Origin of the sequence: Vibrio aphrogenes, from assembly GCF_002157735.2 — a bacterium.
Lineage (GTDB): Bacteria > Pseudomonadota > Gammaproteobacteria > Enterobacterales > Vibrionaceae > Vibrio > Vibrio aphrogenes.
Map to the genome: position 1 here is coordinate 2,230,947 of NZ_AP018689.1, position 22,103 is coordinate 2,253,049.

The 22,103-nt window shown below is 36.4% G+C and carries 18 protein-coding genes; 5 read left to right on the forward strand and 13 right to left on the reverse strand.

What is annotated here, in order from left to right:
* Positions 1-1,373: 1,373 nt before the first annotated feature.
* A complete protein-coding gene (locus VCA1004_RS10150; protein WP_086981648.1) occupies positions 1,374-2,540 on the reverse strand; it encodes a nucleotide sugar dehydrogenase in 1,167 nt (388 codons plus the stop codon).
* A 671-nt stretch (positions 2,541-3,211) separates the two neighbouring features.
* Here VCA1004_RS10150 and VCA1004_RS10155 point away from each other — a divergent pair.
* The 3 genes from VCA1004_RS10155 to VCA1004_RS10165 all read left to right on the forward strand — a co-directional run bounded on the left by VCA1004_RS10155 (position 3,212) and on the right by VCA1004_RS10165 (position 7,182).
* On the forward strand, positions 3,212-4,399 hold the full coding sequence (locus VCA1004_RS10155; protein WP_086981649.1) for a polysaccharide export protein: 1,188 nt from the start codon (positions 3,212-3,214) through the stop codon (positions 4,397-4,399).
* Positions 4,400-4,485: 86 nt separating this feature from the next.
* Entirely contained in the window at positions 4,486-4,929 is a 444-nt protein-coding gene (locus tag VCA1004_RS10160) for an arsenate reductase/protein-tyrosine-phosphatase family protein (protein ID WP_126000529.1), read from the forward strand.
* 69 nt (positions 4,930-4,998) lie between these two features.
* Positions 4,999-7,182 carry a polysaccharide biosynthesis tyrosine autokinase gene (locus tag VCA1004_RS10165; protein WP_086981651.1) on the forward strand — a complete coding sequence of 728 codons (2,184 nt, stop codon included), beginning with the start codon at positions 4,999-5,001 and terminating at the stop codon, positions 7,180-7,182.
* 179 nt (positions 7,183-7,361) lie between these two features.
* Here VCA1004_RS10165 and VCA1004_RS10170 read toward each other — a convergent pair whose 3' ends face one another.
* The 4 genes from VCA1004_RS10170 to wecA form a co-directional block, all read right to left on the reverse strand.
* On the reverse strand, positions 7,362-8,771 hold the full coding sequence (locus VCA1004_RS10170) for an acetaldehyde dehydrogenase (acetylating) (RefSeq protein WP_086981652.1): 1,410 nt from the start codon (positions 8,769-8,771) through the stop codon (positions 7,362-7,364).
* Between the two features lie 529 nt (positions 8,772-9,300).
* Entirely contained in the window at positions 9,301-9,813 is a 513-nt protein-coding gene (locus VCA1004_RS10175; protein ID WP_086981653.1) for a FidL-like protein, read from the reverse strand.
* Positions 9,810-10,664, reverse strand: coding sequence for a winged helix-turn-helix domain-containing protein (locus tag VCA1004_RS10180; protein ID WP_086981654.1), 855 nt, complete (start codon positions 10,662-10,664; stop codon positions 9,810-9,812). Before VCA1004_RS10180 ends, VCA1004_RS10175 begins: the two co-directional genes overlap by 4 nt.
* A 549-nt stretch (positions 10,665-11,213) precedes the next feature.
* Positions 11,214-12,287, reverse strand: a complete 1,074-nt coding sequence (gene wecA / locus VCA1004_RS10185; RefSeq protein WP_232012594.1) for a UDP-N-acetylglucosamine--undecaprenyl-phosphate N-acetylglucosaminephosphotransferase — start codon at positions 12,285-12,287, stop codon at positions 11,214-11,216.
* Positions 12,288-12,600: 313 nt separating this feature from the next.
* On the opposite strand from wecA, the gene rfbB reads away from it, so the two are divergent.
* A complete protein-coding gene (rfbB, locus tag VCA1004_RS10190) occupies positions 12,601-13,602 on the forward strand; it encodes a dTDP-glucose 4,6-dehydratase (protein WP_086981656.1) in 1,002 nt (333 codons plus the stop codon).
* A gap of 714 nt (positions 13,603-14,316) precedes the next feature.
* On the opposite strand, the gene VCA1004_RS10195 is transcribed toward rfbB, so the two are convergent.
* A complete protein-coding gene (locus tag VCA1004_RS10195) occupies positions 14,317-14,565 on the reverse strand; it encodes a DMT family transporter (protein ID WP_232012595.1) in 249 nt (82 codons plus the stop codon).
* Here VCA1004_RS10195 and VCA1004_RS10200 point away from each other — a divergent pair.
* Positions 14,558-15,103: an amidase family protein gene (locus VCA1004_RS10200; protein WP_126000530.1), complete on the forward strand. Its 546-nt coding sequence runs from the start codon at positions 14,558-14,560 to the stop codon at positions 15,101-15,103. The genes VCA1004_RS10195 and VCA1004_RS10200 overlap by 8 nt on opposite strands.
* Here VCA1004_RS10200 and VCA1004_RS10205 read toward each other — a convergent pair.
* From VCA1004_RS10205 to VCA1004_RS10235, 7 genes are all read right to left on the reverse strand, one after another.
* Positions 15,097-16,292 (reverse strand): IS3 family transposase gene (locus VCA1004_RS10205; protein ID WP_086981658.1). Its coding sequence is split into 2 segments (ribosomal slippage): positions 15,097-16,034 and positions 16,034-16,292, totalling 1,197 coding nucleotides; the frame shifts between segments, so codons are not numbered across the junction. The genes VCA1004_RS10200 and VCA1004_RS10205 overlap by 7 nt on opposite strands.
* Before the next feature lie 427 nt (positions 16,293-16,719).
* Positions 16,720-17,067, reverse strand: a complete 348-nt coding sequence (locus VCA1004_RS10210) for a hypothetical protein (protein ID WP_086981659.1) — start codon at positions 17,065-17,067, stop codon at positions 16,720-16,722.
* A 144-nt stretch (positions 17,068-17,211) separates the two neighbouring features.
* On the reverse strand, positions 17,212-18,027 hold the full coding sequence (locus tag VCA1004_RS10215) for a glycosyltransferase (protein WP_086981660.1): 816 nt from the start codon (positions 18,025-18,027) through the stop codon (positions 17,212-17,214).
* Between the two features lie 204 nt (positions 18,028-18,231).
* The gene (locus VCA1004_RS10220; protein WP_086981661.1) at positions 18,232-18,798 is read right to left on the reverse strand and encodes an acyltransferase; all 567 of its coding nucleotides are present in this window, start codon (positions 18,796-18,798) and stop codon (positions 18,232-18,234) included.
* The gene (locus VCA1004_RS10225; protein WP_086981662.1) at positions 18,798-20,009 is read right to left on the reverse strand and encodes an oligosaccharide flippase family protein; all 1,212 of its coding nucleotides are present in this window, start codon (positions 20,007-20,009) and stop codon (positions 18,798-18,800) included. Before VCA1004_RS10225 ends, VCA1004_RS10220 begins: the two co-directional genes overlap by 1 nt.
* Complete coding sequence (locus tag VCA1004_RS10230; protein ID WP_086981663.1) at positions 19,993-20,871, reverse strand: glycosyltransferase family 2 protein; 879 nt, start codon at positions 20,869-20,871, stop codon at positions 19,993-19,995. The genes VCA1004_RS10225 and VCA1004_RS10230 overlap by 17 nt, the downstream gene beginning before the upstream one ends.
* Positions 20,861-22,081, reverse strand: coding sequence for an O-antigen ligase family protein (locus VCA1004_RS10235; protein WP_086981664.1), 1,221 nt, complete (start codon positions 22,079-22,081; stop codon positions 20,861-20,863). Before VCA1004_RS10235 ends, VCA1004_RS10230 begins: the two co-directional genes overlap by 11 nt.
* Between the last annotated feature and the right edge of the window lie 22 nt (positions 22,082-22,103).

Consider the following 22,103-nt stretch of genomic DNA (forward strand, 5'->3'; position numbering starts at 1 on the left):
AGCTTGTTGCTCTTCGGCTCCCGAGTGAAAGGTTCCCATCCTCAGCTTTTGTTTCGCTTTTACAAGAAACATGTTATTCGCAATAAAAAACCGTCATCCTGAAAAGTGACGAAGGAGCGCTGTTCAAGATCTCCTGCTACCATTAGAGACTCAACACGCTCTAGGAGATTCCAAACAGTTCGTCCCTCACTTTTAGAATGACGAGGAATGCTTTCGGCTCCCGAGTGAAACGTCCCCGGCTCTCGGCTCCTGTTTCACTTTTCCACGAAACATGTTACTCGCAATAAAAAACCGTCATCCTGAAAAGCGACGAAGGAGCGCTGTTCAGGATCTCCTACTACCATTAGAGACTCAACACGCTATAGGAGATTCCAAACAGTTCGGCCCTCACTTTTGGAATGACGGGGAAGTCTTTCGCCACCCGAGTGAAACGTCCCCCGGCTCTCGGCTCCTGTTTCACTTTTCCACGTAAATCACTGTACCATTACAAACACGCTGCTCGTAATAAAATTCCGTCATCCTGAAAAGCGACGAAGGAGCGCTGTTCAGGATCTCCTGCTACCATTAGAGGCTCAACACGCTATAGGAGATTCCAAACAGTTCGTCCCTCACTTTTGGAATGACGAGGAAGTCTTTCGGCTCCCGAGTGAAACGTCCCCGGCTCTCGTCTCCTGTTTCACTTTTCCACGAAAATCACTGTACCATTACAAACACGCTGCTCGTAATAAAAAACCGTCATCCTGAAAAGCGACGAAGGAGCGCTGTTCAGGATCTCCTGCTACCATTAGAGACTCAACACGCTATAGGAGATTCCAAACAGTTCGTCCCTCACTTTTGGAATGAAGGGGAAGTCTTTCGCCTCCCGAGTGAAACATCCCCGGCTCTCGGCTCCTGTTTCACTTTTCCACGTAAATCACTGTACCATTACAAACACGCTGCTCGTAATAAAATTCCGTCATCCTGAAAAGCGACGAAGGAGCGCTGTTCAGGATCTCCTGCTACCATTAGAGACTCAACACGCTATAGGAGATTCCAAACAGTTCGTCCCTCACTTTTGGAATGAAGGGGAAGTCTTTCGCCTCCCGAGTGAAACATCCCCGGCTCTCGGCTCCTGTTTCACTTTTCCACGTAAATCACTGTACCATTACAAACACGCTGCTCGTAATAAAATTCCGTCATCCTGAAAAGCGACGAAGGAGCGCTGTTCAGGATCTCCTACTACCATTAGAGACTCAACACGCTCTAGAAGATTCCAAACAGTTCGTCCCTCACTTTTAGAATGACGGGGAAGTCTTTCGCCACCCGAGAGAAACGTCCCCGGCTCTCGGCTCCTGTTTCACTTTTCCACGCGACTAGAAACAATCTTTCTGCGTTTAATCCGAGCCAAATAAATCGCGAGTATACACTTTATCCGCGACGTCAGATAATTCATCCATCATGCGGTTAGATACGATCACATCAGAGACTTGTTTAAACTCATTCAAATCACGGATAACACGTGAGCGGAAGAAGTCATCTTCTTTTAATACCGGCTCATAGACAACCACTTCAATGCCTTTTGCTTTCAGACGTTTCATAATGCCTTGAATGCTTGAAGCACGGAAATTATCAGAGCCCGCTTTCATAATTAAACGATAGACACCAACCACTTTGGGGTTACGTTTAATGATTGAATCTGCCACAAAGTCTTTACGAGTTCGGTTAGCATCAACGATAGCACCAATAATATTGTTAGGAACGGAATCGTAGTTGGCTAATAACTGCTTAGTATCTTTCGGTAAGCAATAACCGCCGTAGCCAAAGGATGGGTTATTATAATGATCACCAATTCGAGGATCTAAACCTACGCCTTCAATGATTTGACGAGCATCTAGACCATTCACTTCGGCGTATGAGTCAAGCTCATTAAAGTAAGCAACACGCAATGCGAGATAAGTATTTGAGAATAATTTAACCGCTTCCGCTTCAGTGGAATGGGTAAATAATACCGGAATATCTTGTTTTTCAGCCCCTTCCACCAATAAGTCAGCAAAGACTTTCGCGCGCTCAGACTGCTCACCGACAATAATGCGTGATGGGTACAAATTATCGTACAGTGCACGACCTTCACGTAAAAACTCTGGCGAGAACATAATATTCTCACATTGCATTTTTTCTTTGATATCAGAAGTATAACCTACTGGAACGGTTGATTTAATCACCATTACCGCTTGAGGATTAATCTCCATAACGTCACGGATCACCGCTTCCACAGATGAGGTATTAAAATAGTTCGTTTGTGGATCGTAATCTGTTGGTGTGGCAATCACCACATAGTCAGCATCTTGGTAAGCGATTTGTTTGTCTAATGTCGCCGTTAAGTTAAGTTCTTTTTGAGCCAGAAATTGCTCAATTTCAGCATCAACAATGGGTGATTTTTTATTGTTAATCATCTCGACTTTTTCAGGGATGATATCGACGGCAACCACTTCATGGTGCTGAGATAGGAGAACGGCATTCGAAAGGCCAACGTAGCCTGTACCTGCAATAGCGATTTTCATAATGTATCCAAATAAAAAAATTCACCTCTAGCACAGTCTATTCCGTGTTAAAGGCCTCAGTAAGACTGAGCTTATCGTAAAGTTAAAATCGATGAAAGGCGGATGTTCAGATTGATAGTCATTCTGAAATGATACTTACAATTAAATCAATATTTTAGTTTCGCTTCAACTTCATTCAAATAAAGTACTAATAAACTATCATTAGAAAAATCTCATCTGAATCACATCTACAAAAAAACTCATAAATCTACTTAATAAATACATTAGATTTTTTATTGATAATAAATATCACATAAACACACGCAAACTATAAAAGTGTGAGATTAATCACGGAAAATATAAATAATACAAATACATTAGGTGATTGCCTCATTTTTCAAAAAAAAGGTAACCTAATAATTTAGAAATCAGATCAACGTTAAAAATCAAGGGGTATTTTACTTTGTGATGACAATCCATCTTAATTAAAAACAAATAAAGCTTTTAGAAGAACGTGGTCAAACCATTATTTTTGATATTTATATATTTGTCAAAATAAAGAGTTCCTATATTATCGCGCGATAATTTTTATACATTATTGGATGACTTATCATCACTTAACTGTGCAAGTTTAGCTTACGTATTTTTGAATCCTTGCCAAACTATAACAAGCAAGAAGTACGATGGACTGTATGAACATAACTAAAAAACATCTCTCATTGCTGCTAACAAGTGTTTTATTATCAGGTTGCACTCTACCAGGCTCTCATCTTAGCTTATCCGGGAAACACATTGTTGAACCCAACTCAGAACAATCCTCTGATGAAGATATCTCTAGTCGTGTGAATGTCTATCAATTATCGGCCAATACAGTATCAAGTTTTAAAGGCTCTCCTGTTTCGTCAAGAAGTAATCCGAACTTAGATAAACAAGTAGCTCAATACCAGTACTACATTGGCCCTGGTGATATCTTAAACATCACTATTTGGGATCACCCAGAGTTAACTATTCCTGCCGGTTCTTACCGTAGCTCGAGTGAATCTGGTAACTGGGTTCATGCTGATGGCAGCATTTTTTATCCTTATATTGGAACCGTTCATGTTCAAGGCAAAACCGTCACCGAAATTCGTGATGAAATAGCCAAACGTTTAGCTAAGTATATTGAAAGTCCCCAAGTTGACGTCAATGTCGCCGCGTTTCGTTCACAGAAAGCCTATATAACAGGTGAAATTAACCAACCCGGTCAACAAGCTATTTCTAACGTACCTTTAACCATCTTAGATGCGATTAACCGTTCCGGTGGATTAAGTGCGGATGCTGATTGGCGTAACATCACGTTGACTCGTAATGGCAAAGAAGAAAGCATCTCTCTATACGCTCTCATGCAAAGAGGTGATTTAACTCAAAACCGCCTTCTTCAAAATGGGGACATCATCCATGTGCCACGTAATGATGCACAAAAAGTGTTTGTGATGGGCGAAGTGAATGATCCCAAACTTCTTAAAATCGACCGCTCCGGTATGAGCTTAACCGAGGCCTTGAGTAATGTGGGTGGTATTAACCAGCTTGATGCAGATGCCACTGGCGTGTTTGTCATTCGTTCAATTAAAAATGATCCTGTTCAGGCTACATCGCCTAAATCAGATGATGGTGCTGGACAACAAGAACAGCCCCCGATCGCGAACATCTATCAACTTGATATCAAAGATGCGACGGCTTTAGTTATTGGTACGGAATTCCAAATGCAGCCTTACGACATAGTGTATGTCACTGCTGCGCCGATCACTCGTTGGAACCGCGTGATCATGAAATTACTACCAACCATTACCGGGTTTAACAACTTATCTGAAGGTTTAAATTATTACACGGATTTAAAATAACAATGCGACAGCAAGTGATATAACAACCAAGTATGTGGTCACGCTTCATTTAATCGCACCTATTTTATACATGTAAAGGATATACCATGTTTCAAAAAATACTCGTCGTGTGTCTAGAGAATATCTGCCGCTCACCAATAGGTGAGAAGTTATTACAACAACACCTACCAGATAAGCATATTGCTTCTGCTGGCTTAGGTACCCAAAAAAGTGGCTTATTGGGTAAAGAAGCTGATCATAGTGCCAATCAAATAGCGCAAGAGCATGGATTGTCATTAGAAGGACATAAAGCACAGCAATTAACTCAGTCCTTATGCCAAAACTATGATTTAATTTTAGTTATGGAAAAAAAACACCTCGAGTCCATTTGTCATCTCGCACCAGAAGTAAGGGGGAAAACCATGCTCTTCGGTCAATGGTTAAGTCAAAAAGAAATCCCTGATCCTTATATGAAAAGTCGAGAAGCTTTTGAATTTGCATATCGCCAATTAGAACTTGCCTCACAAGCATGGGCTAACAAAATAAAATAACGGGAATTGGTCAATATCAAATAAATGACCAACCACTTAATGATTCACTTTGATGAGTAGTTAGTATAAATGAGTGTTAATGACCATACACAAAAAACAGGTATAAAAAATTCACATCTACAAGAGGATGAAATTGATCTTGGCAAATTATTTGGGGCGTTATTAGATCATAAATGGTTCATCATCCTCGTTACTTTTCTATTTTCGATTATTGGTGTTAGCTATGCCTTACTCGCCACACCTATTTATAAAACAGATGCTTTGATTCAAATTGAACAGAAAACAACAGGCATGCCAGTCTTAAGTGGTGATATGAGTGATATTTTTGAATCAAACTCTCCGGCTGCTACCGAAATCGAAATTTTAAAATCTCGCATGGTTTTAGGGGAAACGGTCGATAACCTAAATCTCACCACCACCAGCAGTGCGAATCACTTCCCGGTGATTGGAAAAGGGTTAGCAAGATTGCTCGGCGATACCCAACACATTAAAATTAGCCGCTTTGATGTACCAGAAAATGCTGATCCAAAAATGTCATATACACTGACAATTACGGATCAAGAACATGGACTATTCAGCTTAACCAATAACCAAAATCAGTTAGTCTTAAAAGGTAAGGTTGGCGAGTTAACAAAGAGTAATGGGTTCTCTCTTTTTGTCATGGCTCTCGAAGGGCAAACAAAGGATAGCTTTACCATCGCTAAAATTAGCCGTCTTGAAGCAATTCAAAACCTACAAAATAATTTATCTATTACAGAGCGGGGAAAGCAAACCGGCATTTTACAGCTCTCATTAATGGGTGAAAATCGTACAGACATTCAAGAGCAACTTAATGACCTTGCTCGAAATTATTTTATGCAGAATGTGGCTCGCAACTCTGTTGAAGCAGAAAGTAGCTTAGAAGTTTTAAATAAACATCTGCCGTCAATTAAAGAGCAACTCAATGAGGCTGAAGATAAATTAAATCAATACCGCCAGACTAATGAATCTGTTGATCTGACAATGGAAGCTCAATCCACATTAAATGTGATGGTTTCCTTGGAATCACAACTAAACGAGCTAACATTTAAAGAAAGTGACATCTCTAAGTTGTATACCAAAAATCATCCAGCTTACCAATCACTTATGTCTAAGCGTAAAACCTTATTAGAAGAAAAAGCACGCTTAAATAAACGTATTGAAAAGCTTCCAAAAACTCAACGTGAAATTTTACGCATGACACGTGATGTGGAAGTTACTCAACAAATATATGTTCAACTGTTAAATAAAGTTCAAGAGCTGAATATCGTTAAAGCCAGTACTATTGGTAACGTTAGGATTATTGATGGTGCTCAAAGTTACCCTCAAGCGGTTAAACCTAAAAAACCATTAATTGCAGTATTAGCAACCTTATTAGGTGGCATGTTATCAGTAGCACTCGTATTACTGAAAACAGCGATGCATCGTGGGATTGAATCGGCAGAACAAATTGAAGATATAGGTTTACCTGTTTATGCCTCAATTCCGGTCTCATCTGGACAAATTGATATTGATAAAAAGAGAGAAAAGAGAAAGCAAACTCTTACTATAGAGCAATCTTTATTATCATTATCAAATCCAGGCGATCTCTCTATTGAAGCATTGCGTAGTTTAAGAACAAGCCTACACTTTGCCATGATGGAAGCAAAAAATAATATCCTTATGATTTCTGGCCCAAGCCCATCATTAGGGAAATCTTTTGTTTCTACGAATATGGCCAGTATTATTGCTCAATCGAATCAAAAAACGTTGTTAATAGATTCCGATATGCGTAAAGGCCATATTCATAAAACCATAAATTGTAACTTGACCCCCGGGCTTTCGGATTACTTGAGCGGGCAAGTTGATATTGATGATATTATTCAAACTCTTCCAATCGAGAATTTAAGCTGCATCAGCCGAGGAGCTATCCCCCCGAACCCTTCCGAGCTCCTGATGCATTCTCGATTAAAAACTCTATTGGATTGGGCTTCAGAACATTATGATTTGGTTTTAATTGATACTCCACCTGTTTTAGCTGTGACCGATGCGGCAATTATTGGTCGCCATGCGGGGACAACATTAATGGTCGGCCGTTTTGAAAAAACCACAATCAAAGAAACGGAAATCGCTTGGCAACGCTTTGAACAAAATGGTATAGAAATTAAAGGTTTTATTCTCAATGCGATAGAGAAAAAAGCCGCAGCAAACTATGGTGGTTATGGGTATTACCATTATGAATATAAAGAAGCTTAAGATCTTATCTTGAGACATGATACTAATACCAATCACCATAAAAAAAGCGCGTAGACAATTGGCTCTACGCGCTATCTAGACCTTATTGAATATAAGGCTCTCTCTATAGGAAGGGTTGTTCAGTGATGCTTATTCCTTATATTTAACCATCACTGAATGTTCTTTTATCCCACCAGCGCTCATCCAACTAACTCTGGTTCTGATGCAAAGGCCGCAACTGGTTTACGCAGATCTTCAATTGAACGTACACCATACCCGACTCGCTTAATGTTAATTAAGTTCATAGGGCTCACGTTATCCGAACTTGAGCCACCACCCAATGCCCCACAACCCAGTGTTAGCGCTGGGGTCATATTAGTTGTTGCCCCAATTGCGCCCAAGGCAGCAGGAGTGTTAACCAAGATTCGATAGACTGGTTTTTCTAACGCAAACTCTCGCACAATATCTGGACTTTGCGTATGAATCACTAAAGTATGCCCAATACCTTCGTTGGTAAGTAATTCCATGATACGTTCACAAGCACCTTGCCAATCTTCTTCAACATACAATCCTAATACTGGACACAGTTTTTCCCGTGAGTATGGGTTTTTCAATGACACAGTATCTTGAAGCGATACTAACACTGTCGTTGTTTCTGGCACTTTAAAGCCTGCTTTTTGGGCAACCGTGACCGCTGATAAGCCGACCAGTTCAGCGTTAAGCATCCCGTTAGGTCGCAATAAAATATTAGCAACTTGTTGAGACTCTAGCTCATTGAGTAAATAAGCACCTTGGCGTTCTAATTCAAAATACACTTGCTCTGAGATACAACGCTCAACAATAATCGACTGTTCAGAGGCGCAAATAACACCATTATCAAAGGTTTTACTGGTAATGATATCTTTAACCGCTTGTGGGATGTTTGCACTACGCTCAATAAAGGCAGGACCATTACCCGGCCCACCACTAATGGTTGGAGTTCCGGATGCATAAGCTGCTTTCACCATGGCTTCACCACCGGTTGCCAAAATCAAAGACACATCGTCACTCTTCATCAAGGCTTCTGTCGCTTGCATCGTCAACAAGGTTACGCCATCGATGATCCCAGCAGGAGCGCCTGCCTCTAATGCAGCACGCTTAACGATCTCTACCGCTTGTTGGCTACATTGTTTGGCATGTGGGTGAGGTGAGAAAATAATTGCGTTACCTGCTTTTAAGGCAATTAAGGCCTTGTAGAAAATCGTCGACGTTGGGTTCGTCGATGGAATTAATGCCGTAATAATCCCGATTGGCACACCGACTTCCATCATCTGATTAACAGGATCATCAGAAATAATACCGATTGTTTTCATGTCACGAATATATTCATGGACTTGCGTAGAAGCAAAAATATTCTTCAGGACTTTATCTTGCCAGCGTCCAAACCCTGTTTCTTTCTGTGCAACTTTGGCCAGATCTTCAGCATGCAACGCGGCCTCTGTTGCAACGTGCGCCACAATGGCATCTATTTGCTGCTGAGAAAACTTAGCATATTCTTGTTGGGCTTGTTTGGCATTATGGATTAACTCACGGGCGGCTTGGATGGATTCTAAATCTTTATCAAACATCATAACTGAACTCCTTCACCTGATTTCCCACTAGAAGTATGGCTAGCAAGGTAATATTTACGTTCTCTCGGTTGTGATTATTTAACGTTAATCAACTTAACATTCATCAACAACCTATCATCTCTTCACTCCTTCGCATTAGATAACGAAGCCACTGGTAAAATAAATAAAGTCCTCATCCCCCTGATAGAGCACGTTATAAGTGACTTCACTAACAACATAACGTCTCTCGCCTTAGAATGTCACATTATTACTGACAAATGAGATATTTAGGTTATTAGACCAGATTTATTGAATAACCTGGCACCAATTTACATCAAAATATTGTTTTTTATATTTAAGCGATATTTTATAAAAAACCCAGATCACAGTTTTTAAATTCATTGCCATTAAAAGCACGAATAAAAACATTGAGCATATAAAGCCTCATTCAATATAAAATTTATGAGTCACATTGACACTTACCGGTAGGTCATCAAGTGAATTACGACAGTTAAAAGAAAGAGAAAAACGAGAAAAGAGCAGACAAAAGCTATTGAGTCAGGGAACAGATAAATAACGGTGAGTGCATCGAGCTTAAAAGCACGGTACTGGAATTAAGTTGTTTTGCTTGAATACGTAAATCGGGATAGTTACCAGCCATCTCATTCATAAAATACTCAAATAGAAAGTCCGGCGTAGCATCTAATGGGGATGAATGTGAGGACCAGTTTTTGACGTTATACTCCCATTCAACATTGGATAGTGATTTCACCTCATAGTCAAAATTGACAAAACGCTGCATATATTTCCATCCCATTTGAGAATGAGAGTACCCCTCTACCACTATCGTTCCTCGTCCATTTCTTGCAAAACCAAAATGGATATTAACATTGAGATTATCCGTTACTTTTTCCTCAAAAGTCATCACCGATTGAGCGGTACACTGCATCGGACCTTGCGTATTCAAAAACCACAGAGAAACAATATATTTCCCAACAAAGAAGAAAGGAATAAGAAGGCCTAAAAAACACCATTTCCAACTTTTAAAGTAACTCATGTTCATGACGACTTCCCTTTATAGTAAAAATAATTATCACAATAGACATACGAATTCTTTTCGTTGGTTGTACATTGAGCCATAAAGATCCGTCCCAATTCTTTATTGTTCAACTTATCACTGTCATAAAAAACAAAACTTAATCCAGCCAAACATTCAAGATCTAAGGTTTGACGCATAGCATCGAAGCGCTCTTGATAACTGTGCTCTAGTTTAGGGTTATTAAAGTCTTCACCGATATAGACATTACACGAAGCGACAGGAAGTCGAGTTAACTTAAAGAACTCACCCTCTTGCGTAGGAAAAAAGCGTACATTTCCGATTAATACAAACCCAAGCATAAGCACAATACAACTCAATAAAACTAAACTTGCGATTTGCCAGGCTCGCTCTTGATGATCATTGTCGAGCTTTGAACTTTTGGCCATTGTTGGGCTAGCTGGACTTGTTGAGTCTATAGGTTGAAAAATCGAATCTGGATGGTGTTGAGGTTGTTGATGCCAAAAGAGCGGATGTAGTTGATTATCATCGATGACTTCAACATGAATGTTTTTATTGATTTCTAATCGTCCACGAGCAACCGTAACAATAAAATCTTCTATCTGATAATGACGAAAGGTTTTCCGTAATAAACTCAAATATTGGTTAAGGTTACCATTTGATGAGATGAGTCCATTTTCATCCCATACGGCCTTTAAGATCTCATCACGAGAAATCACACCTTCACTTTGCAATAAAAAGTACAACAGAGCATTTGCCGTAATCGATAACTGTGTATCAGATAGACCATCATCATGGATGCTCAAAGTCGCATCAATCACATCGTAATATAAAAAGCCATTAATTCGATATTTCATGTAGATCTAACACCTCTTATTAGGTATTAAACCATGATGCTACCAACCCCAAAAAAACAATGACGTGATTAAGGTCATCCTACATAAAGACAACGAGTTTAAAACGGTAATTTAAGAGACTGATCACATATAAAATCAATAAGTTATCGATGACATTATCACATCATGCTCATTGGTTTAGGGTAAAACGACATTATAGCGTCAAAAATGACGACTAAGACCACATTTTCCTCATATTCCACCCACATTTGGCCATTATGATGTCAATACTCACACCAATTAGAGGAAATTTATGATGATTTTTTCAATGCTTTTTGTTCAGTTACGTCGTTTGAATTCACACCTTGAGGAGTGCTCAACACAAGCAAAGCGTATGCGTGCAGATGATAGAAATGGGGTATATAACTCGACCAATAGCAACTAATCGATAAGAACATTAGTCATGATAAAAATGAAAGAGCAGCATAGCGAGAAAGATGTGAAATGAAGGAAAGATAGCGGAACTTAATCTTTAAATCCCGCTAAGAAGGGAAATCAACGTGTTTAGGTTTATTCTGTTTTCGTTGTTGTCGCTTGTCTTAGTTCACGGATTTTTGCGGTGATTCTCCATACATAAGATAACAATAATGTATAAGTAATAAAGCAACCAATAAATAAGTAGAACATAATATATTCAGGGATATTAACGATTTCACCATAGATCCCAAAAGCGGCAAATAGCATTGCAATACTACAGATCGCCACCAATGTTTGTGTAGAGTTCAAGCCAAGCCTTTGGAAGATATGATGTAAATGCTCTCTATCAGGTTTAAATGGTGAACAACCACGACGCATACGACGAATCATAATGGCGGCCATGTCTAACAAAGGTACAGCAATTAACCATAATGCAGTCACTGGGCGTAATGGTGGTTTGGTACCATTTTGGCTTGCTACGAGCAAAAACCAAATAACCGTAAAACCAATCACCATACTTCCCGCATCTCCCATAAAGACTTTACGCTTCCGACCAAAGGCTCCGAGATTTAATAAAATGTATGGCAAAATAATAACAATGAGAACCAAGCAGAGATAAGACAGGTTATATTGACCATCATAAAGTAGCATAAAACCTAGCCCACCAAAGGTGACCATCGATAAGCCACCTAAAAGACCATCAATACCATCAACCATATTGAATGCATTGATAGCGCCAATCACAGCAAATACCGTCACGACATACCCTAAATAGCCAAGATCTACGCTCCCATAACCAAACACATTACCTAGTGCATGAAGCTGTAAATTGGCCATGGCCATCATTGAAACTGACAAAAGAGCTTGTATGGCAAAACGTAATTTAAAACTGAGATCATACTTGTCATCTAATGCCCCAACCACAACCAAGGTAAGGATAGAAATCGCATACAAATTAACCTCATAGAGCAAATGGTCATTGTTAAAGAGGAAGTATAAAAAAGTAAAAGATATCGCTATCCCCCCAACTAAAGGTACTGCACCTTTGTGTAACTTACGTTCGTTTGGCTTATCGACTAAACCTACTTTTTTTGCCCATTTTCGTAGAAGGAAAAGAACCGCAAAAGACACAAAGAAAATAAAAAAGAGAGCAATGAACGAGTACAAACTAGCCTCAATACAAGTGGATACAGTATCACAACACCTTAAAAACATTCGTTTATCTTATCGATACCCGGAACGAATCTAAGCCTTAAAAAAGCGGTTTTTAATGTAAAGATATTGAGCCTACGTGTCAATGTATACTCTCTTTAATCCCCTAATATTACCACCATTATCACTGGAACATTTATCGATTAACTTGAAGTTTCATAATGAAAACACACCTATAAATTAAGATTAAAAAGAAGTAAAATCCTGAAATAACTAAGTGATATATACCTTTACAAGCATATCAAAGAAAAGAGCAATTTTACGAAATATGAATATTTTAATTACTGGTGGTGCAGGGTTTATTGGTTCTGCTGTTATTAGATACATTATTAACAACACTGATGACAACGTGATTAATGTTGATAAATTAACTTATGCTGGAAACCTTGAAAATTTATCAGAAATTGAAAATAATGAGCGATATCAATTTGAAAAAGTTGATATTTGCAACCGCCTAGAACTCGAGAAATTATTCAATAAATATAAACCAGATGCTGTTATGAATCTGGCTGCTGAGTCTCACGTTGATAAATCAATTAATAATCCTAATGATTTTATTTATACTAATATTATCGGCACCTATCAACTTCTTGAGACCTCACGCCTATATTGGAAAAATCTAAATAATAAAGCTAAAGCAGCATTTCGATTTCATCATATTTCAACTGACGAAGTGTATGGCGATCTAAAAGACTCTAATCACCTATTTACCGAAAGCACACCCTATATGCCGAGCTCACCTTATTCCGCCTCTAAAGCATCAAGTGATCACTTAGTTAGAGCTTGGCAACGCACTTATGGCTTACCAACGATTATCACCAATAGCTCAAATAACTATGGCCCTTACCAATACCCAGAAAAGTTAATTCCAAAGACAATATTAAATGCACTCTCAGGAAGATCAATTGAAATTTATGGTAATGGCTTACAGGTTAGAGACTGGTTACATGTCGAAGACCACGCTCGAGCTTTATATTTTGTAATAAGAAAAGGAAAAATAGGAGAAAGTTATAATATCGGTGGAGATAACCCGATGACTAACATTCACGTTATCCATAAAATTTGTCAAATTCTCGAAGAACTCTCTCCCTCCAAACCTAAAGGAATACAAAAATATAAAGACTTAATTATTTATACAAAGGATAGACCTGGTCATGATGTCCGTTATGCTGTCGATTCAAAAAAAATAAAACATGATTTAAATTGGAAGCCTGATTTATCTTTTGACAAAGGAATTCTCGATACGGTTAAATGGTATTTGAAACATTGAAATTAAATAGCGTTATTCATAAAAAGATCCGTAATCTTACTGGTAGTAGTATTTCCATCGATTTGTGGACTATCATAACGATTTACTACACTAAATAATCGAAAAACATCTCTGCGTAAGAATAAACAACTTCACAGAACCCCTTATAGGTAATCAATTGACGAACGTGTCATTTTTTCTTATCGTTATACCACTCGCGACGAGATCCGCAGGCAACAGCCCCTACTTGTAGACATAAGAAACCGATAACCCAAGCATATTTGTTTGGGTTTTCTCTTCCTTACAAAAAGATAAAAAGAAGCACGACTCAACAGTGATGCCCATTGGGACAACCTCCTTCGCTCCCCTCCCAGCCCTTACTCACCAAGCCTTCCCAGCGATTCACTCAATCCCCTTGAGACAGAAAAGTCGCTCAAATCAGAACAATGAGACGCACTGGGCCGAAAAAATCCGAGTATGAATGTGGCAAAAATGGCACCGCTCAATCACATAATGACAGCACGGTAACAAGAAGAATACCGTAGGAAAAGTATCTTGAAACCTTAAATGTTTGTATGGGAAATTAACTCTGCTTTTGGGTAATGTGAGACCTAAGCTTAAGCTGCAACTTAGGCTTTCTAGGCCGTCGTTTGTGGTCAAACTCAATCCCTATACCAAATTTAAAAAAAAAGGCAAAAATCTTCTGCCTTTATCAATGATTAACTGTGTACCTATTTAGGATTTAGCGTAAATTTTAGGCTCGCGTTTAACCAGGGAAATACGTGGCAGCAGCAAACCTGCAATAACAACCATAATACCAAACAGTTGCAACCCAGTAACTTCTTGGCCAAGCATATAGGACGTTAACACGGAGAAAATCGGAACAAGATTGAAGAATAGAGCAGCATTCGCGGAACCAAGGTGACGTACGCCATTTAGCCATAGCAGATAACCTGCAACGGTTTCAAATACTCCAATGTACACCACTTCTGATATCCCCAAGGTTGTACTATTCCACAACTCAACGAATGGATGCACTTCAGTCGATCAACACTTAAGAAGCATTGATGAAGTATATGCTAGTGGTCAATACTTAGATTCAAGTGAAGGCAGTTTTTCTCTTTATGCTTCTTTAGGTGGGGATCGTTGGAATGATGACACTTATTTAAAAAACGTATATGAGCGTCCAGATGTAGTTCGAGGCCGATTCATGAGGGCACTGGATAACACTGATGTTAACGGAGAAAGTTTAGGTGCGTCATATGACGTTTTAATTTATCCAACTATAACTGGTTTAGCAGGAGATTATGGTAAAAGCCCAACGTCGACAGGTTCTGCGAACCGTATGAGCCCATTTACTGGCTTCCCTGCATTAACAATGCCTGTAGGATATTCATCAATAGAATCCGAAACTCCATTACCTGTAGGGTTAGAAATGTTAGGTCGAGAGTTTGCTGAAAACACATTACTATCTATTGCATATGCATATGAAACAGCATATCACCCATGTAGTGGTCAATGAAAATTGGCCACGGTTTTAGAGTTCATCCAATATAATCTTTCTGATTCATTGGGGCTTAAACCAGCATTATGCTGATGGGGTCTGACTTGGCTGTAATAGCCAATGATATATTTTGTTATCTCTATTTTCGCTTCATGAAAACTACTGTAGCCCGTAGTTGGAACCCATTCAGTTTTTAAACTTCTGAAAAAACGTTCCATCGGGGAGTTATCCCAACAATTTCCACGTCGACTCATGCTTTGCTTTATCTTGTATCGCCATAATCGTTGTCTAAATTTACGGCTCGTATAGTGGCTTCCTTGATCGCTGTGGAACATGACGCCTTTGGGTCTGCCTCGTAATTCGTAAGCCATTGTTAACGCTTTCATTGTTAATTCGCTATCTGGCGAATTGGACAAAGTCCAACCTATAGGCTTACGAGAATATAAGTCGATAACGATAGCTAGATATGCCCAATGATTTCCAGTCCAAATGTAAGTGACATCCCCACACCAAACTTTGTTCGGTGCGGTCACATTAAATTGGCGGTTTAATAAATTAGGAATAGCGACATGTTCTTTTGTCGCTTTTTTATATGAATGCTGCGGTAACTGGCAGCTCACCAATCCTAATCTTTTCATAAGATTACTGGCACGATAACGGGTTAACGTAATATCACTATCATCATTGGTAATGATACAACTTATCGTTCTAGCACCAGCTGAACCTCCGCTTTGGGCATGAGCATCTCTTACTTTTCTTTCTAATAAAAGCTGCTTAGTTGAAGGTAATTTGTCACGCATTTGCCAATATTTAAAGCTACTACGGTGGACACCAAACGCTGTACACAAGATTTTCACTGAGTACTTGTTTTTATTGCTCTTATTGAGTTTTTCGATTAATTCGAATTGTTCAGTGAGTCTGACATCAATAGAGCGGTAGCCTTTTTTAGAATTTCTTTTTCTAATTCAATACGTTCTATCTTTTTTTCAAGTTCACGTATTTTAAGCTGCTCTGGCGTCATTGGTGTTGCTTTGGGTGCTTTACCTTGCCGCTCTTCTTTTAACTGCTTAACCCATTTACCAATGGTTGAATAACCAACGTTCATGGCTTGCGCCGCTTCTTCGTGTGTATAGCCATGATCTAATACAAGTTGAGCGGTTTCTAATCTAAATTCTGGACTGAAATTCTTACGTGATTTTTTGGTCATTTTTCTTCACCTAATGATTTACGAGGTGATGGTATCACCTCTAACTAGGTGACCAAAATCACTGTACCACTACACCACGTATTGAACCAGTATTAACAGCTGATATGACCCCTCCTGAAGTAGAGGCAGAGGCTGAAATTTAATCACATCAAATATAACTTTAACCCTAAATACCTATCGTGTATTTAGGGTTATTTATATCAATATTTATCACAATGAAAGGTAATCCCACCGAACTATCTGAACACGATTTATAGTTACTGACAAAGATCATTATCAGGAGTAAACAAAACAGTCTCAGTTCTGTCTCACCACTGAGACATAAGGAGTTATAGGCAACTAAAAAAATAGAAAAAAGGATCTAAATTGGAGCTTGTCTCAATATGGGTACTGAGTGTAAATAAACTCGGCTATGCCATCATTGAACTTAAACAGACATCAAGCGTTGTCCAGATACCCATGCACGATTGGTGTGTAATGCGTAGTTTTCAAGTTTTTTAACAGACCCTACAGCGCAGCGAAATTTTCCTCCAAAACTTTCTGAAAGTTTAAGCCATTCCGCATTATTCATGCTTAGCCGTTCAAGGATTGTATTATGACATGGCGAAAGAAGACCACGCTTATTAGGCCGCACCACTTGACCTAAAGTTTCCATTAAAGTGAAACCATCTAACCAAGAGAACTCAATACCACCTAACTTGAAAAATACCGAAGAATGAATTTGTCGCTCATTACCTAAAAAGCCAGCCAAGCCCTTAACTGGTAAAGAGGACAAATCACCTTTCCTTTCATCCCCTTTACAAGCCACAGAATGAATACGCTCATAAATAGAAGTAAACTCAGACTCTTCAAGTCATTGCACCATGCCAGCCCGAACTGGGTTTGAATCTATATACGCCATGCAGCTTAGCAGCGTTTTTCATCTAGCACGTTTATATGCTAACTTCATCAAAGAATTAGGAAGTAAGTGGAATACAAAACGAGAAAAAATCAAAAGTATCGATTTAAATGATAATTCGTTTAATTTAAACATATAATAATACCTTAACTTTACTTCACTAATTGCCTTTCCTAAACCTTTCCGCCGATGAACTGTATTTTCATTCAGGCGATAATCTAATAAAATTTCGTTAATATTAGAGAATTTATATCCCAGATGTAGTAACTCAAACCAAAGTGCCATATCTTCAGTAAAAGAAGTATTGGTTGAATATCGAATTCCCGAATAAAAAATTTGTGAACGAAACATTACTGACGGATGAATAAAGGGACAACGTGTAATACTAAAACTTCTCAGTTCATCATGTGTCTTAGGCAAATGTTTTTCAGTCAATGCGAATGAAGCACCAAACTCTCTACAAGATGTTCCACAAACATGAATTTCATTATTAGCATTTAGGAAGTCAACTTGACGCTCAATCCTTTCTAAGCGAGAAATATCATCTGCATCCATACGTGCAATGTAATCATAGTCATTAAGGTTAACAATTAAGTCTATTAAATTATTAAGTGCATTCGCAAGACCATTGTTAATAGGATCTTCTATAACATTTATATTTTCATTTAACGATAGTGAATCAAGATAACACTGAATATCACTTGGCACTGCACCATCACGGTATAGAAAGATATCTATATTTTCATATGTCTGTAACAACATACTATTCACCGCAGACTCAAGTTCAACCTTACGATCTGAGTGATATACACTCATTATAATTGCTACCTTTTTCATCTATTCCCCTAATCTATATATGGTAAATTATTATCATCTTAACTAATTAATTAGAAACCTATGATTTAATTTAAACCCTAGAACTTGCATGCAATTTAAATTATAATTTTTATATTATTTAAAATTAAATTTCAATAATTTCTTAATCTTAATAACAACTAGAAATTCATTAAAACCATCAAATATAACCAAGTAAAAAACTATTTAATTAATTCTACTTTTTATTACTTTTGCAGGAATACCAGCAATAACCATATATTCTGGAAAAGTTTTAGTAACAACACTACCAGCTCCAACTGCAGTATGTGAAGATATATCAGCCATGATAACACTTCTAACACCGATCCATAGATTGTTACCTAAAATAACTCTTTTTTGTATAGATTTAGAGTTATAAAACGTATTGATAGTATCATCAACATCATGATGTTTATTACCGCTCATTATGGAGACGTTTGCAGCGATTATTACATCATCACCTATATTACATAGACTGATAATACAATCTTCTTCTATAGTACAATTGTTACCTATAGAGATATTAGGATAAACTATATAAGATCCATAAAAAACCCTTAAATTATTACCTACATAATCTAAAGTAAACTCATAAAATAATTGCCTTAGTGTGTTCCCTATAAAACCAGGTATTTTTGAGATAAAAATAGTTATCGTTTTATATTGAGCTAATTTTAGCTTATATAAGATAAAAAATACCAATACTATTGGAGAAACCAATAATTTAACAAATTTACGTATAATTTCTTTCATTACAACCGCCAAAAATTGAAAATTGAATAAATCTGTTCATAAAAGTCATCTTTTGTTCTTTTGAAAAATAAATTTAAAATGACCGATGATAATAATTGAGATAACACTGTCGCCAATATTGCACCATAAATGCCTAATATAGGTATAAAAATTATATTAAGTATTATATTACAAATCAGCCCTGCAAATACTCTATACATTCTATAATTTTCTAACTCTAAAGCTATAAGTTTCTGTGTATGAAGAAGACCAACCCCTGAAAAAAACAAACCCACAATACCAAATAAAACCAGATTCGGAACAAGATGATACTGCTCACCCCATATATAGTTGAATAAAATAGGAAAGACAGTAGCGACAACTAATAAAATAAAAAAAACCCCAATTATAGAGTAAGAATAATATTTACGCATCAAAGCGGATAATTTTAATTTATCATCTTTTAAAGAATAAATATTCTTGAAGGATTTATTAATTAATATTCCATGAATGATTCCAGCCGAGATAACAAACTGTGATGATAATGAATAAACTGCGTTAGATTCGAAACCTAAAAAGTGTGTTATTAATATTTGATCAATTTTATAGTAACCTATTATTGCCAATGATGATAAAAATAAAGGAACCGATGGTTTTAATAGACTAATTAGTAGGTTTTTAGAAAAATTAAAGTTATAAAAGTCTACATCAAATTTTTTCAAAAAAATAATTGATATTAAAAACCATTCTAAAGACTGAATATAAACAAAAACTTCAAAGCCGAAATTAAACAAAGAAAAAAGTTTTAATAATGATATCAAAATATTATAAACTAATGATATTAAAGATACCTCCCTTAATTTATTTGATATCAAAGATAGATTTAAGAAAAAACTAGAAAATCCACTAAAAATAAAAAATGGAAAAAAAATCAACCAACTTCTATTATCAACAATAGAAATATAAAAAACACAGAAAATTGTTAAAATAGCAGATAAAGTTGTTTTTATTATTATGGCTAATGTTAAATAATTATTACTTATTTCTGGTGAAAGATAAAATCTCTTTATAGAGTCGTCTAAACCAAATGAGGCAACACATGATAATATAGAAAATATACTAAGATAATATGTATATTCTCCATAAATTGAAACAGGTAAGGTTTTAGATAAAATTATTGTAAAAATAAGACCAGAAGCAAGCCTAAATATTCTTTCAATTATTACAGTCATAAAAAACCTTTCGTAAAACTCTTATAAAGATCTTACTAATGATGTAGAAAGATTTAACTAGACCAAAAACTTCAAAAACATCATAAAAATATTTTATCCGATTTCCATCGTTTCTAGCCATCCAAAACAATATTTTTGAAGCATAATTAATTGAAGCTTCAGATGTCATAAACTCCTTATATACTCTTAGCCAGTTGACACACAATGAGTATTTAGCACCTCTTGATATCACTGAGTTCCCATCATTAACCCAATATACCAAAGGCTCGTTAACTTTAGAAAAAAGATAACCATTTTTATATAATCTAAGAACAAGATCATAATCTTGGTGACGTCTTAATACAGGGTTAAATAAAGTATCTTTCACACATTGAGATTTTATTAGCAAAGATGATGTTTGTATAATTCCATCTTTAACAAAGATATAATTTGATACATCTTCGTTATCATTATAATCTACATTTTTTTCTTCTAAAAGTTTTAGATTATTATCAACCACTTTTAAATCACAAAACACAATATCCGAATTGTTTTTTTCTATATGTGAAATTTGTTTTTCTAATTTATCTTCTATCCAAAAATCATCTGAGTCTAGAAATGCAATGTATTTCCCTTTTGATTCTATAATCCCCTTGTTCCGAGCAACAGCACCACCTTGGTTTTCTTCAAAACAAAATAATTTAATTCTAGAGTCGTTAGCTATATTAACACTTTTTCTAAGGTCTTCGACATCAGTCGATGCATCATCGACTAGAATCAACTCCCAGTTTACTAATGTTTGATTTAATACAGTACTATAGATCTTTTCAAAATTTTTTGCCCTTTGATAGAAAGGAACAATAATAGATACATCAATTTTCATACTTTTTCAGATTTATATTAGTGGACGACAAACCAAGTCCGATTAAAAGGTAAGAAGTAAAATATGATCTAACAAACAACATTTCCATGAAGCAAAAAATAAGAATCAAAAATGTTGTTTTATTTCTAGTGCTAATTTGTATATTTTTTTTCATTAAGATAAACACAAAGCTGTAAAACCATAACAATGAAAACAATATAAAAGGTATCAGACCAAATTGTCTCCAATAGCTTAAAATAGAGTGAATATATCCACCCCATCTAGTTCCTTGATCGTCACCATAATGTTTCAGTTGACCTGAAAAATCCCCCCAAAAAAAGTTGTTCATTATATCCTCTAGACCTTGAGATAATAATATATTTCTTGCATTCGCCGAATAATCATCGTCATAACTAAAAAGTATCGATAACATCCTTGAATCTTTCAAATTAAAGTCTGAATAAATATCAGAAAAAACACCGACACATAACAGAAAAAAAGATGATAGTATAAATATTAATAAAACCTTTCTAATATTAATCATATTCCTAAAGTCATAAATGATATAAATAGTTATAGTTAATAAAAAAGCATAAAGAGCCCCCCTGCTTCCTACTAGATATAACATTAACCCTGATAATATAATCAAAAGATATTGTAATTTCTCCGATCTAATATATGCCAAAAAAATCAATGACAATATTGATAAAAAGTCACCAATTTGTAAATAACTACCTGTATATATTGAATCTTCTGATATTGACAATAAGACAAATTTGTTAACATCAAATGAAATTAACATTGCTAGAATTAAGAAAAAATAAAATAAGATATACACTCTAACACTTATAACTTTATCATCAATATATAAAGATTTTCCAAGCACATAATAAAATAAGAAATTTATTAAAAACCCTTTATGCTGATCCAGAGCAGATACAAATTCCTTACCAGCAATCCCATAAGTATCTTTATTTAAAAATATTACAAAAGATATATATAACCAAATTATCAGAACAATGACATCAATTATAATTTCTTTTTTATTAAATTTTAAAGTTGAAACGTAGAGTAGGAAAAAGACAGAAACACATAAAACCTTTATTATAGACAAATATAATTGTAAGTAACCTGGTGTATCAAACCAATATGTATTTGAACAATATAATAAAATATCAAATAGCATAACGTATAACATTAAATGTTTTATAAAATCAAATCTTCTTATCACTCCCCCTCCTAGAAATCCTGAT